12 protein-coding genes and 1 tRNA gene are annotated in these 12,615 nt (G+C 57.6%); 8 read left to right on the top strand and 5 right to left on the bottom strand.

Annotated features, from left to right (window positions below):
- The first annotated feature begins 20 nt into the window (after positions 1–20).
- The 4 genes from GOB82_RS10025 (at position 21) to GOB82_RS10010 (ending at position 3,622) form a co-directional block, all read left to right on the top strand.
- Positions 21–1,154, top strand: coding sequence for an anhydro-N-acetylmuramic acid kinase (locus GOB82_RS10025; protein ID WP_242007338.1), 1,134 nt, complete (start codon positions 21–23; stop codon positions 1,152–1,154).
- 91 nt (positions 1,155–1,245) lie between these two features.
- A complete protein-coding gene (locus tag GOB82_RS10020) occupies positions 1,246–1,728 on the top strand; it encodes a hypothetical protein (protein WP_242007334.1) in 483 nt (160 codons plus the stop codon).
- 218 nt (positions 1,729–1,946) lie between these two features.
- Positions 1,947–2,126 carry a DUF3311 domain-containing protein gene (locus tag GOB82_RS10015; protein WP_166122661.1) on the top strand — a complete coding sequence of 60 codons (180 nt, stop codon included), beginning with the start codon at positions 1,947–1,949 and terminating at the stop codon, positions 2,124–2,126.
- The gene (locus GOB82_RS10010; protein WP_166122660.1) at positions 2,123–3,622 is read left to right on the top strand and encodes a sodium:solute symporter family protein; all 1,500 of its coding nucleotides are present in this window, start codon (positions 2,123–2,125) and stop codon (positions 3,620–3,622) included. Before GOB82_RS10015 ends, GOB82_RS10010 begins: the two co-directional genes overlap by 4 nt.
- 96 nt (positions 3,623–3,718) lie before the next feature.
- Here the strand turns inward: GOB82_RS10010 and GOB82_RS13450 are convergent, their stop codons facing one another.
- Positions 3,719–4,222, bottom strand: a complete 504-nt coding sequence (locus GOB82_RS13450) for a hypothetical protein (RefSeq protein ID WP_242007333.1) — start codon at positions 4,220–4,222, stop codon at positions 3,719–3,721.
- Between the two features lie 61 nt (positions 4,223–4,283).
- Between GOB82_RS13450 and alkB the strand changes: the two genes are divergently transcribed.
- Positions 4,284–4,961 (top strand): DNA oxidative demethylase AlkB, encoded by a 678-nt coding sequence (gene alkB, locus GOB82_RS10000; protein ID WP_198911967.1) that lies wholly within the window; start codon positions 4,284–4,286, stop codon positions 4,959–4,961.
- Between the two features lie 69 nt (positions 4,962–5,030).
- Positions 5,031–6,206, top strand: coding sequence for a serine hydrolase domain-containing protein (locus GOB82_RS09995; protein WP_166122659.1), 1,176 nt, complete (start codon positions 5,031–5,033; stop codon positions 6,204–6,206).
- A 43-nt stretch (positions 6,207–6,249) separates the two neighbouring features.
- Here GOB82_RS09995 and GOB82_RS09990 read toward each other — a convergent pair whose 3' ends face one another.
- From GOB82_RS09990 to GOB82_RS09980, 3 genes are all read right to left on the bottom strand, one after another.
- Positions 6,250–6,903: a YceI family protein gene (locus GOB82_RS09990; protein WP_166122657.1), complete on the bottom strand. Its 654-nt coding sequence runs from the start codon at positions 6,901–6,903 to the stop codon at positions 6,250–6,252.
- Positions 6,904–6,988: 85 nt separating this feature from the next.
- Positions 6,989–7,426 carry a helix-turn-helix domain-containing protein gene (locus tag GOB82_RS09985; RefSeq protein WP_166122655.1) on the bottom strand — a complete coding sequence of 146 codons (438 nt, stop codon included), beginning with the start codon at positions 7,424–7,426 and terminating at the stop codon, positions 6,989–6,991.
- 314 nt (positions 7,427–7,740) lie between these two features.
- Positions 7,741–10,134 (bottom strand): TonB-dependent receptor, encoded by a 2,394-nt coding sequence (locus GOB82_RS09980; RefSeq protein ID WP_242007332.1) that lies wholly within the window; start codon positions 10,132–10,134, stop codon positions 7,741–7,743.
- A 209-nt stretch (positions 10,135–10,343) separates the two neighbouring features.
- Between GOB82_RS09980 and GOB82_RS09975 the strand changes: the two genes are divergently transcribed.
- Together GOB82_RS09975 and GOB82_RS09970 are read left to right on the top strand one after the other, a co-directional pair.
- Positions 10,344–10,419 (top strand) — tRNA-Glu (locus GOB82_RS09975).
- Between the two features lie 143 nt (positions 10,420–10,562).
- Positions 10,563–11,672, top strand: a complete 1,110-nt coding sequence (locus GOB82_RS09970; RefSeq protein WP_166122653.1) for a tyrosine-type recombinase/integrase — start codon at positions 10,563–10,565, stop codon at positions 11,670–11,672.
- Positions 11,673–11,680: 8 nt separating this feature from the next.
- Here the strand turns inward: GOB82_RS09970 and GOB82_RS09965 are convergent, their stop codons facing one another.
- A complete protein-coding gene (locus tag GOB82_RS09965) occupies positions 11,681–12,022 on the bottom strand; it encodes a helix-turn-helix transcriptional regulator (RefSeq protein WP_166122651.1) in 342 nt (113 codons plus the stop codon).
- Between the last annotated feature and the right edge of the window lie 593 nt (positions 12,023–12,615).

Below are 12,615 nucleotides of genomic sequence, written 5' to 3'. Positions count from 1 at the left end.
CCACCCCGGCCAGCCCTGACATGACCCTGCACACACAGGAAACACCTCCCTTCCCGCCGCTGGCAGCTATCGGGCTGATGAGCGGCACCTCTCTGGACGGTGTAGATGCCGCTCTGATAACAACAGACGGTATAAGGGTTTTTGATCACGGTCCTTCCCTGACCCTCCCGTATGATCCCGCCCTGCGCGCCGGCCTGAGGGATATTCTGGATCGCGCCGCCCACCTCCCTGAAAACGACGCCGCTCTTCTCGCAGCAGAGCAGGCGCTGACAGATGTCCATACGCAGGCCGTGCAGGCCCTGCGGGCCAAAGCCGGAAACCCCCGTATTGATGTGATTGGCCTGCATGGGCAAACCATCCTGCATGCGCCGGGCCGCACGTGGCAGATAGGCAATGCCAGCCGCCTTTCTGCCGCCACCGATCTCCCGGTTATCCATGATTTCCGCACGGCAGACGTTCAGGCCGGGGGAGAAGGGGCACCGCTGGCGCCGCTCTATCACGCCGCACTCCTGCACGGGCACCCCACACCGGCCGCCGTGCTGAACATTGGCGGTGTGGCCAACCTCACCCTCATGACGGCCTCCGGCAGCGTGCTGGCCTGTGATACCGGCCCCGGCAATGCCCTGCTGGATGACTGGATGTTCCGCCACACAGGCCAGCCCTGTGACAGAAACGGTGCCTGCGCCCGCACCGGGCAGGTTGACGCCACACGTCTGGCACTCCTGATGGCGCATGATTTCTTCCAGAAGCCACCGCCAAAATCACTCGACAGGCTCAGTTTCCATCAGGCGCTGGAGCAGATTGCCTCTCTCAGCGTTGAGGATGGCGCCGCCACCCTGACCGCCTTCACCGCCGAGGCAATCGCTCGCACCCCTCTGCCCGAAACACCGCTCCACTGGTTTGTCTGCGGCGGCGGCCGGCATAATCCCACCTTGATGCAGGCATTGGCGGAAAGACTGTCCGGCACCGTACAGCCCGTGGAAACTCTGGGGTGGGATGGAGATGCCCTGGAGGCTGAATGTTTTGGTTTTCTGGCTGTGCGCAGCCTGCGCGGCCTGCCGCTCTCCCTGCCTGAAACAACCGGCGTGCCACAGCCCACACCCGGTGGAAAGCTGACCTGTGGGGGTATTGCCCCCGCGAACCGGAGGCTGTAACCGCGCCCTCCCTCCGCTGCCAGAGCCGGAGGAAGAATTGATCTTCCTGCTCTGGCAAGGCACCATGCGCCCAGCATGCAAGAAGGACCTGATGATGAAACGTGCCTTTATTCTTTGTCTGACCCTGCAAGGCCTCACCCTGCTGCCCTCTGTCCCTGCGGCACACGCACAGACTGTGGTTGATGGCAGCACCAAGAATGCGAGCCCGTTTGTAAAATCCACCCTGCACACGCTGAGCACGCGCTTTGCGGACTCCCACCCGCGCTTCAGGAACATCACCACCCACGGCAGTGGTGACAAGCAGGTTGTCTGCGGTGAAATCAGCCTGCATGACAGCAAAACCCCGGCTGCTGAAAATTTCATGCCGTTCGGTGCCACGCAGGGAGAAGAAAACCCTCTGGTGTATGAACCCCGCACCATTCCCGCAGCGCTCGATTTCCGGGAAGTGAACACCTGGATCAACCGCGGGGCGGATCTTGAAGATCTGGAAGAAATGGGGTGCGTGCCCGAAGGCAGCTATCGCCAGTACAGTGACCACCTGAATACAGTGTTACAACACAGAAAAACCAACTGACCTCAGGCTCCACTCTCTCGGGTCCTTCAGGGTTGCCCCCTCCTGAAAGGCCCCTTTCCTGTTATGACAAACAGGGCAAAAATGCCGCTATGCAGCGGGAAAAACACAATATCGGCATCAATCCCCCCTCACCCTCCGCCGGACGATTGACACCCATGCGGTCCCGTGCATGACTGTCCGGGTCCAAAATAAAAATAACAAATTCCGGTCGTCTGAAAATGAAATTCCTGACCCTGTTGCTCCTGCTCCCCTTCCTGGGGCTGCTCTGGACGCCCCTGTACGACCGCTATACGCCCGTACTGTTCGGCTTCCCCTTCTTTTACTGGTACCAGCTTGCCTGGGTTCCGGTGACCTCCATCATCATCTGGATTGTCTGGAAGAAGGGGCGTGACGCATGACCAGTATCAATCCCTGGGCGCTGGGCGTCTTTATCTTCTTTTTTGCCGCAACCATTCTGATTGGCAGCTCCATCCAGTGGCTGCGCGGGCTGTTTGGCGGGGGCAAAAGTGCCACGACCTCTTCTGACGAGGAATGGTCTCTCGGCGGCCGGCAGTTCGGCGCGTGGGTCACGTGGTTTCTGGTCGGTGGGGATTTTTATACCGCCTACACCGTTATTGCCGTGCCTGCGCTGGTCTACGCCGCGGGGGGGTTTGGCTTCTTCGCGCTGCCCTACACCATTATCGTCTACCCGTTCATTTTTCTGGTCATGCCGCGCCTGTGGAAGCTTGCTCATGCAGGCGGCCACTCCACGGCGGCAGATCTTGTCCGCGCGCGCTTTAACAGCCGCCCGCTGGAAATTGTGGTGGCCATTACAGGGCTGGTCGCGGTCATGCCCTATATTGCGCTCCAGCTGATCGGCATCCGCACGGTCATTCAGGCTCTGGGTCTGCCGGGGGATATTCCGCTGGTTGTCGCCTTTATCTCGCTGGCTGCCTACACATGGCTCGGCGGGCTTCACGCACCGGCGCTGACAGCCTTCATCAAAGATATCATGATCTACATTGCCGTTCTGGTCGCGGTAACGGTTATTCCGCTGCATATGGGCGGGTATTCCGCACTGTTTGCCGGAACGGACACCACCCAGCCGGTCCTCCATTCCGGGCAGGGTCTGCCCTATGCCACGCTGGCTCTGTCTTCCGCTCTGGCCGCCTTCCTGTATCCGCACACATTGACCGGTATTCTGGCCGCGAAATCCGCTGATACCATTCGCCAGAACGCTGTCTTCCTGCCCATCTACACCGTTGTGCTGGGCCTGATTGCCATGCTTGGCCTCATGGCCCACACTGCAGGCATCAAGACAGACAACACCAATATGGTCGTGCCGCTGCTGTTCCAGCAGATCTTCCCGAGCTGGTTCAGCGGTTTCTGCTTTGCCGCCATCGCTGTGGGCGCTCTGGTTCCCGCCGCCGTGATGGCCATCGGCGCTGCCAACCTTGTCACCAGCAATCTGCTGCCACGCCAGAAGAACCCGGTCCGCACCAGCCGCATTACCGCTCTGGCTGTCAAAATCGGCGCTCTGCTCTGCGTGCTGTTTCTCAACGCCAAGTTTGCGATTGATTTCCAGCTTCTGGGCGGCGTGATTATCCTGCAAACCTTCCCGGCGCTGGTCCTTGGCCTGCTGCGCATCCGCTTTTCTGCGGCGGCCATGCTGGCGGGCTGGGCCGCAGGGGGCATTTTCGGTCTGGGTCTGTGCTGGATGGATGGCCTGAAACCCATCCATATGGTGACACTCGGCGGGTTCTCGGGGAATATTTCAACAGGGCTTCTGTCCCTGCTGGTCAATCTGGTTGTGGTCGGGGTGGTCACCCTGCTCAAGCCGGCGGCTGAGCTTCCTGCTGCAGCACCCGCCCCGCAGCCCACAGCCGAAACATCGGGCCAGGCGTCCGTTTCCTGATCTGCCCATAACACCAGAAACCGGGGGAGAGCCAAACAGCCTCCTCCGGCTCTCCCGCTCAAAAGCGGGTGTTACACCCGCCTTCTCACTCTGCCTTCAGCAGAAGTAATGCTGGTCCATATCATCCCGCAGGGAAAGCCGGTCTTCCGCGGGGTGCTCTTCCACCACAGCCATGAATTCAGCCAGTTGCGCCTGCACGAATTTATTCAGGCTGATTCCACGCTGCTGCGCCAGCCCGTCGAGCTGAGCGTAAACATCTTCCAGAACATAGCCGGAGCGCGGCCCATTCCGAAGTTGCAAGGGGTGCCGCCGTCTGACACGGCAGGCCCCAAGAAACTCCCGGAGAGCCGCCTCGCCCCGCGCCTGCAGGTCTGACGTCTGGACCGCGTAAAAATCCACCTGCCCGCTCAGCCCCACAAACAGCCCCCGATACAGGCGGCCGTTTTCTGTCAGGCTGATAACGGCTGGAAGACCGCCAATGATCATCACGTCACGCATGGTCCTGTATTCTCCATTCCGCCGCATGCCCGCACCGCGCTCGCAGGCAAAGGGGAATGCCTCCTCTGCCAGAGGGTGCCCCGTGCGGTAAATCATTTTCATTGCCCGAAAGGCTCTGGTTCGGCACTTTTTACGTCTTATTCCTGAAAGAAGAGTTTCATGGATGCCAGACAGCGCTCCCCGTTCCGCACAGATGCCCCTTGGTCTGGACGACACCCGCCCCCGGCAGGTTGCCCTCAGCCCCGGCGCCACCCTGCTGCGCGGCTTCGCGTCTGATCAGGCCGAGGCGCTCCTGCACACGCTTACCCCACTTCTGCGCGCGGCCCCCTTCCGCCATATGATCACCCCCGGCGGCCGACGCATGTCCGTTACCATGACAAGCTGCGGCGCGTGGGGGTGGATGTCCGATCAGGCAGGCTACCGCTATACATCCACGGACCCCGCCACGCACGCGCCGTGGCCCGCCATGCCGCCCCTGCTGCACCATCTGACCTGCCGCAGCGCCGCAACCGCGGGGTTTGAGGGCTTTACCCCCAATAGTTGCCTGATCAACCGGTATGAGGCTGGCACACGCATGGCGCTCCATCAGGATAAGGATGAAGGCGATACCACGCACCCCATTGTCTCTGTCTCGCTTGGCCTGCCCATCTTCTTCCTGTGGGGCGGCCTTCAACGCAGCGACCAGCCCCGCCCTGTTCTGCTGGAACATGGAGACATTCTGGTATGGGGCGGAAAGGCCCGGCTGCATTATCATGGTGTCAAGCCGCTCAGGCCCGGCCTGCATCCGCTGACTGGCCCCGTGCGCCTTAATCTGACATTCCGTTACGTCGCGAAGGACTGATACCCCCTAGGAAGCGCATTCCGCCCATTCCTGCCTGATCCCTGTTTCTCCTGCCTCGGACCCTCCCCAATGCCACCTTCCCCGCCCCTCTCCCGCCGCACGGCTCTCGCAACCGGAACGCTCGTCACGGGCCTGAACCTGCTGGGGCTCACCCCGGCACGAGCGCAGAATGCCCCGGCCAACCGCTTTGCGGCCCTTGAACAGATTTTTCAGAACGCCCTTGCAGAGGGCAAAACCCCGGGTGCGGTCGCGGCCCTCGGGATGGCCGGGCAGACAGTCTGGAAAGGCGTGTTCGGGAACCGGGCGCTGGTTCCCCACAAGGCTCCCATGACATGGGGCACGCTGTTCGATATGGCGTCTCTCACCAAGGTGCTGATTACAGCACCGGCCATCATGCAGCTTTATGAGCGTGGCCTGCTGAAGCTGGATGAACCTGCCTGCACCTATCTTCCCGCCTTCGCAGCCAATGGCAAACAGGCCATTACCATCCGGCTTCTCCTCACACATTATTCCGGACTTGCGCCTGATCTTGATCTTTCCACCCCGTGGCATGGCAAGGATGCCGCCATCCAGAGGGTCATGGACGCGCGGCCTGTCCATCCACCCGGTGAACGCTTTGTTTACAGTGACATCAACTTCATCACGCTCGGGCTGATTGTTGAGAAACTGTCCGGGCTTCCGCTGGATGTCTATGCCACACGCAGCATTCTCCAGCCGCTGGGCCTTTCACGCACATTCTTCCAGCCAGACAGCGTCTTGCGCGACAGTATCGCCCCCACCCAGTATGATGAACAGAACCAGATGCTTCAGGGAGTGGTGCATGACCCCACAGCCCGCCGCATGGGCGGCGTTGCGGGGCACGCCGGGCTGTTTTCCTGCGCTGATGACATGCTGACCTACGCACAGGCCTTGCTGGCCCGCAGGGCCGGGCGGCCTTCCGCCTTTCCGTTACAGCCGGAAACACTGAAGCTGATGTCCACCCCTCAACAGCCCGCCGGAAAGATCGACCTGCGAGGGCTGGGGTGGGATATTGCCACGCATTACTCCACGCCACGCGGGGAGCATTTTCCTGCAACGTCTTTCGGGCATACGGGCTTTACGGGAACATCGCTCTGGCTGGTGCCAGACAGGGAAATCTGTGTGCTGATCCTGACCAACCGCGTTCACCCGGATGGCACGGGAAATGTGATAGCACTGCGGAAAGATGCCGCAACGGCCGCCGCGCTGGCTTTGCAGACACTCTGAGCCTTGTCCGGGGTGGGCTGCCGAGCGCCTGCCCCAGACCAGACTAGGGCGTTGCGGCTATCTCCGGGGTATCTTCCACAAACACACCTGTCAGAGCCAGCTTTACGTCGTCCCCCACAGCGGTCGTAAAGTGCCTGATGCCAAAGGCGCTGCGCTGAATGGTCCCCTGCGCTTCAAACCCCACGCTATACGCATGATCCAGCGGGCTTTCCCCCGCCCCGACAAAATGAACCTGCAAAACAATCGGGCGGGTCACACCATGCAGCGTCAGGCGGCCCATAACTCTGGCCTGCGATAAGCCTTCAGGGATAACGCTGGTCGAGACGAACTCAGCCGTGGGGTATTTCCGGGCATCCAGCCAGTCTTCCCCCCACAATGTCTGCATGACTGAATGCGATGTTGTGATGAGGGACTGCACAGGCAGGCGCAACGCAACACGGGAGCGCTCAGGATGTGTGGAATCAAGCTGGAGTGCGCCGGACACCCCGGAAAACATCCCGCGATACTGGCTTACCCCCAGGCAGAAAACCGAAAACGTAACCTGCGTCCGCATGGAATCTACATGGTACGCGCCGTCTTTTACAACGGTTCTCTCTGCCACCAGCGGCGGCACCTCTTCGGCTCGCGCCGGAGCCACGAACCTTATACCCAGAATAGCCCCTGCCACAGCCAGCAGAGAAACGCCGGCACATCTCATCGTGCGTCCCCTGTGTTCCTGTGGCTTTAAGTCCCGCAACAGGCCAAGGTTCCCTCACCCCTCAGCTTTACAAGAATAAAGCGCCTCAGGCTTTCCCCTCGCTTTTACGCCACATCCTGACCTGCCTTTCGATCCATTTCTGCGCAGAAACCTTACGGGAAGGATCAAGCATGCGGTACAGCCGAACAATGTCATATTCGTCAGGTGTTACGGTGAGCGCGATATCTTCCTGCACATATCCTGTCAGAAAAATTTCCGGCTCCACACCAAACAGGGCCGCAAGTTTAGGAATATGTTTTCTGGCACTCCCTTCGCGCCCTGTCTCCCAGAACGCGATGGCAGGCCTCGAAACTCCAAGTGCGTCCGCCACCTGCTGCTGTGTCAGCCCGGCTGCTTTCCGCAGAATTTTCATCCTCTGCCCAAGGTCTGACCCTGGCGAGGCAATTTCCCGCTCTTCAGACCTGTTTTCATGGTTTTCAGGCTGGCCAGACACACCCGGCACGTTCCGCCTTGATTTTACCATTCCGCGCTCTCCAAAACATCCAGCACGTACCTGCATGACGCACGTGGCTTTTACCCGGTCATGAGCCTATTTACAATTAACGCGCTGCCACGCCGCATAATACAGCAGACGTTTGCACAATCCCGCGCGTAAATTTCATCATGGCCGAACAAACACCCTCTATCACTCGTTCATGACGGGCAACAGAGGTTTTTTATGGATATTCTTTAAAATCCTCGCCCCTGTTACAGGAGCGAAGAAATATTTCAGACACAGACTGGAAGGCTATCAGAATTCCACGTATTTTTGTGAGATATTTTCTGACACGTTTTTTTTCAGAAACTCTGGGAAAGGCCGGTCAGAATAGTCCGCCGCAAACCATACTGAGGCGCACCCACACCAATACCACTTCCATCACGCAGCAGGTACGCCCGGTCAAACAGGTTTGTCACATCCAGCCTGAGCTGCGTATTTCCAAGGAAAGAGTGGCCAAACAGGTTTTTGAACGTCTGCACCGCGGCAAGGTTGAACGTCGCATATTGCGGCACAACAGCACCGTTCGGAATATCACTATCCGCTCTCAGGCCACTCCCGTAGACCATGGTGGCGGAAACCCTCAGCGGATGCCAGCTTCTGTGGAAAAAGCTGTAGGCCGCCCCGGCTGATGCCGTCCAGCGCTGGTCATGATCAAGGTGAATCCACCGATGACTGATATAATTCAGGTCATCCTGCCCGAAGTTGAACTGGGCACTGGTAATATCCTTGCCAATCGCGCGAGACCACGAAAAATTACCATACAGGGACAACGGACCCCTATCGTAAGACGTACTGACTTCATACCCGTTCACCTGCCCTTTCCGGTAGTTAAACCCACTCAGAACAATGGGGGCACCAAACTGGCCTTCATCAATCAGGTTATTGGCAAGCTTGTAATACGCATCAAAAGACACACGCCAGCCGGGAAGAATCTGCTGCTGAATACCCGCATCAAAATAATGGTCCCGTTCCGCCCTGACTGTTGAATTCTGCATCACGGCTGCTGCGGCACTGGTGTTTGCAAATTTGTAAAGTGCTGAACTGCTCACAACTTCAAACGGCGGGGGTGTAAAATAGCGGGAATAGCCAGCATGAAGTGCTGCACCTTTCCAAGGCTTCCAGACAAGATTCAAACGCGGGCTGACCTGCTTCTGGCTGGTATATTCACTTACTCCATCAAAACGCAGACCATAGTTAACAGTCAGGTTGCGCAGAGGCGTCCACTCGTCCTGTGCATACAAACCATAAATCGTGCCGGTCTTACCGCTGCCATCATAGACTTTCATAGGCGCTGAATCGAAGGTCGGATTGCCTTCATCATCCACGCCATTCACACCGAAAACGGTGGAATCTGTCTTGGAAACCGTGCGTTCCACAAAAAGCTGAAAGCCAAAGCGAACGGTGTGATCCTTTGCCGCATGCCATGTCACATCATGCTGCGTACCCGTGGAAAAAATGGACCGTGCCGCACGCTGCGCAATCCCGTTATAAACCAGATCTCCCAACGGATCGGGAGAATACCGCAGGCTGCTGTAGCGTGTGAAAACCGAACTTTGCAGGCTGAATGTCCCGATTTCCTTCTGGAGAGCCAGAACGGCAAAATCCGTAATCTGCTTCTGCCGTTCGTTCAGGCTGGCGCTATCCACGCTGCCATCAAGCTTCTGCGCCAGATCGCTCCCGGTATAGGACGGTTCAGAAAATTGCTTCTGTTGGCCTGGGTTATTCGGCAACTGATATTCCGCGTTGGAAACCCCGGCAATCAGGCTGATACGAGTATTTTCATCGGCCGTATACCGCAGGTGGCCAAGAAAATGATACTGGTTGCTCAGATCATGCATCGCGTTGAATGATCGGGTTGTGTTTTCAATCCCTACGCGATCATGCACAAAATCCGCGGTCGCAAAATAATCCCATTTTCCCTTGTGCCCACCATACTGGAGCGAGGGGAAGAAGTAATCCCGCGCACCCCCGTAAACAGAGGCCACTCCGCCTGCATTGGTCGTGCCGTTCTTCGTGGTGATATCAACCACCGCAGCCTGCAAAAATCCGAACTCACTTGGGAGAGCACCGGTTGTAAGAGACATGCTATCGGCAAAGCGCGTCATCAGAGCCTGCCCGAAAACATTCAACCCTTCAGGAAGCTGCACGCCATCAAGCCGGAACTGCACTTCATTATGGTCACCACGCACATGGATCTGGCCATAGCTATCCTGTGCAACCCCCGGAGCCTGTAACAGCACCTGATTAAGTGGCACATTGTCCCCACCGGGTATGGTTTCCAGTGCCTTGCGGTCAAACTTGTACACTGTCGCCCCGGTGGAGGGCTGCAACTCCGATCTGGCGCGATCGAGATGCGCCGTCACTGTCACGCGTTCCGGTTCTTCTGCCAATGAAGGCTGGATACTGACAGTTTCGTGCCCCGCTCCCTTTCCCTCACTTGGTCCCTTGCTTACGTCATGTTCTTTATGGATATCACGTCCCGTGCGAATCCCGCCCTGACGGAGCGTTCTGGAAGACACGCGCGCCGCATGCGCGGCTTTGCTCTCTTTGCCCGTTCGTCCAACAGACTGCACGGAATGTGATGTTCCGACAGGCTGAGTGTGAGCCTGCGCATTTTCCAGACAGAACAGGAAACCGGCTGTTGTGCAGACAGTCGAACATGCCAGCAGAAAAGAGAGACGAGACACCAGCATAAGACATTGGCCCTTCAGGTTAAGAGACGATCCGAGTTTGGCTCATATACGTTATGATATAACGTATCAATCTTATTCCTGAAAGGTTTCTGCAGATCACGCCCTTAAAATCCAGGCCTGTTACCTGCAAACCACACCAGATCAGTCCGGCTTTTCTCCGCTTGTGCGGACGCCGGTTTTCCCGTAGGAGGATGCCTATCCACCTCAGCGTCCCGTTCGTCTAGAGGCCTAGGACACTGCCCTCTCACGGCGGCAACACGGGTTCGAATCCCGTACGGGACGCCAATCTTTCCAATGACTTAGAGTTTTGGTCGCGGAATGATTGACTGTTTTTGGGCCCACCTTGGGCCCATTGCCAAAAAAGACGATAAGCACATGGTCCCAATGGGCCCATGAAAAGGCTATGCTGGGCCCAAGCGAGGCTCACCATGAAAGATCGAAACACTTCCACAAAAATCGACCCGGCCACAGGCCGTCCGCTCCCTGCGGGCGTTGAATATCGCGGCAAGGGCCAGTACCGGGCCCGCAAGCGTATCGCGGGCGGAAACAGGATCCACCAGATCTTCTCTACGGCCAGACTGGCCCGGCGCTGGCTCGATACAACGTCCGCCAAGCTTGAACTCGGACAGTTTGAGGATACGCGGCCACTGGAACGTCAAACCGTCCATGAACTGGTCGACCGCTATGTGCGTGAGGAGATGCAGACACGGGACAATGATCGCAAGGGTCATATTCCTGCCATCCTTCAGGACGAGATCGCACACCTTCCGCTGGTCGATCTGACCGCGACAGCTGTCCGCGGCTTCCGGGACCGGCAGGCAGAGAAATACAGTGCTGCAACAGTTGTCAAACGGCTCAACATGCTCGCTGCGATCTGTCAGCATGCGATCGCGGAGTGGGACCTGCCCATCTCGAAAAACCCGGCGGCAGCTACGTCAGTCAGACGTCCGGCAGGCGCGGACAAAAAACGAAACCGACGTCTCATCGGTGACGAATACGATCGCCTGCTGGAAGTCATGGCAACATCCCCCTGGCCCGATGATGTCGCATTCGTGCAGTTTGCCATCGAGCAGGGCACACGACGGGAAGAAGCTCTTGGGCTGCGTTGGCGCGACATTGATTTCGACCGTCATGCCTTGTCCCTTGGGAAAACGAAGACAATGCATCGCGCCGTCGAACGTGGTCCGGAAATCCGTCCGCTGACACCCAGGGCAGCCCGCCTGCTCCGGTCCCTTCAGGCGCAACGCAAATCATCCCGACCGGGCGATCTCGTCTTTGACATTGGTAGCAAGGATGCTTTCTCAGTCCGGTTCGGGCGGATGACGAAGAAAGCTGGCCTCAAGGACCTCACCTTCCATGACCTTCGGCATGAGGCGACAAGCCGCCTCGCAAGAATTTACACCAACCCGCTCGAACTCCGTCGTGTGACGGGCCACAAGGATATCAAATCCCTTGACAGGTACTACCAGCCTCATACGGAAGACCTGGCAGCCAAAGCACTGGCTTATGAAAAAACCAATCCAGAAAACAAAGCATAATGTTCCCGTCAGGCAGTCAGAAATGACAGCCTGACAAGAGCCAGTAAAAACAATGCCGTCATGACCAGCCAGAAACTGAAATCCGGACTCAAGACGGCACTTTCCCCGCGACCCCGCCGGTTTTTCCGGAACTGATTTCTCTCGATCTCAAGGAGCTTACGCTCGATAAAATCATCCAGAGCCGCTACGGGAAAACACCACGCGCGGCCGATTTTCACCGACCGGATTCCCAAGGTCTCGTGCTGGTTCCGCAATGTTCCTTCTGCAAGACCGATATACGCTGCTGCCTCAGGATAACGTAGCAGACCACGAAACTGCATTGCCATATCTGCTTTTTTAACCGACGACATGATACACACGCTCCTGTTGTGAGTGTATGGCCAGAGACGTGCACTGGCAGAACGTAGCTGCCAGAGTCCATTTATCTCTTCTTGTCATAGACATTCCCTCAGCCTCCACGAGAGGAAACTGGCTTCACACGATGATCGGGGCCTGAGCATCGAATCAATCGCCAATTTCCCTGTCATATTTTCAGGGTATGAGACATTCCTGAAACGGCAAGACGGTTTTTTCATAATTTTTGACATCACCCACTTCCGTCCCGGATACCGAAACCGATGTCATGCACGACGCATATCTATCCGGCAGCACATGCGTTTCGATTCCGGTTTCCCTGCGTTTCAAACCATTCGGTTCCTATAACGGCGTTTCGCCATTCTTTTCGGTATCCGCGATCCGGTCCACCAGGGACTGACACAACGCCTTCAGATCATCTGGACGCGCCAAAAGGTCGAGGAAAATACAAACCGGGGTGATCCCGACCCGCCTGTAGGGTAATCCCCCCATAAAAAGAGTGGCTTTTGAATGAGAATTTTCTCAGCGTGAGGATGAGGAGATTTTGATGAAGAGTGATCGCTTTACTGATGCCCAGATTATGGGCGTG

The sequence above is a fragment of the Acetobacter farinalis genome, assembly GCF_011516935.1.
Taxonomy (GTDB): domain Bacteria; phylum Pseudomonadota; class Alphaproteobacteria; order Acetobacterales; family Acetobacteraceae; genus Acetobacter; species Acetobacter farinalis.
Note: the sequence above shows the minus strand (reverse complement) of the source record. Positions and strands in the feature narration are given on the sequence as shown.

Excerpts from the sequence above, each read along its gene's own strand:
- GOB82_RS09970 (WP_166122653.1), top strand. The coding sequence starts at position 10,563 with ATGAAAGATCGAAACACTTCCACAAAAATCGACCCGGCCACAGGCCGT.
- GOB82_RS09990 (WP_166122657.1), bottom strand. The coding sequence starts at position 6,903 with ATGAGATGTGCCGGCGTTTCTCTGCTGGCTGTGGCAGGGGCTATTCTG.
- GOB82_RS10010 (WP_166122660.1), top strand. The coding sequence starts at position 2,123 with ATGACCAGTATCAATCCCTGGGCGCTGGGCGTCTTTATCTTCTTTTTT.
- GOB82_RS09985 (WP_166122655.1), bottom strand. The coding sequence starts at position 7,426 with ATGGTAAAATCAAGGCGGAACGTGCCGGGTGTGTCTGGCCAGCCTGAA.
- GOB82_RS09965 (WP_166122651.1), bottom strand. The coding sequence starts at position 12,022 with ATGTCGTCGGTTAAAAAAGCAGATATGGCAATGCAGTTTCGTGGTCTG.
- GOB82_RS13450 (WP_242007333.1), bottom strand. The coding sequence starts at position 4,222 with ATGAAAATGATTTACCGCACGGGGCACCCTCTGGCAGAGGAGGCATTC.
- alkB (WP_198911967.1), top strand. The coding sequence starts at position 4,284 with ATGCCAGACAGCGCTCCCCGTTCCGCACAGATGCCCCTTGGTCTGGAC.
- GOB82_RS09980 (WP_242007332.1), bottom strand. The coding sequence starts at position 10,134 with ATGCTGGTGTCTCGTCTCTCTTTTCTGCTGGCATGTTCGACTGTCTGC.
- GOB82_RS10015 (WP_166122661.1), top strand. The coding sequence starts at position 1,947 with ATGAAATTCCTGACCCTGTTGCTCCTGCTCCCCTTCCTGGGGCTGCTC.
- GOB82_RS10025 (WP_242007338.1), top strand. The coding sequence starts at position 21 with ATGACCCTGCACACACAGGAAACACCTCCCTTCCCGCCGCTGGCAGCT.
- GOB82_RS10020 (WP_242007334.1), top strand. The coding sequence starts at position 1,246 with ATGATGAAACGTGCCTTTATTCTTTGTCTGACCCTGCAAGGCCTCACC.
- GOB82_RS09995 (WP_166122659.1), top strand. The coding sequence starts at position 5,031 with ATGCCACCTTCCCCGCCCCTCTCCCGCCGCACGGCTCTCGCAACCGGA.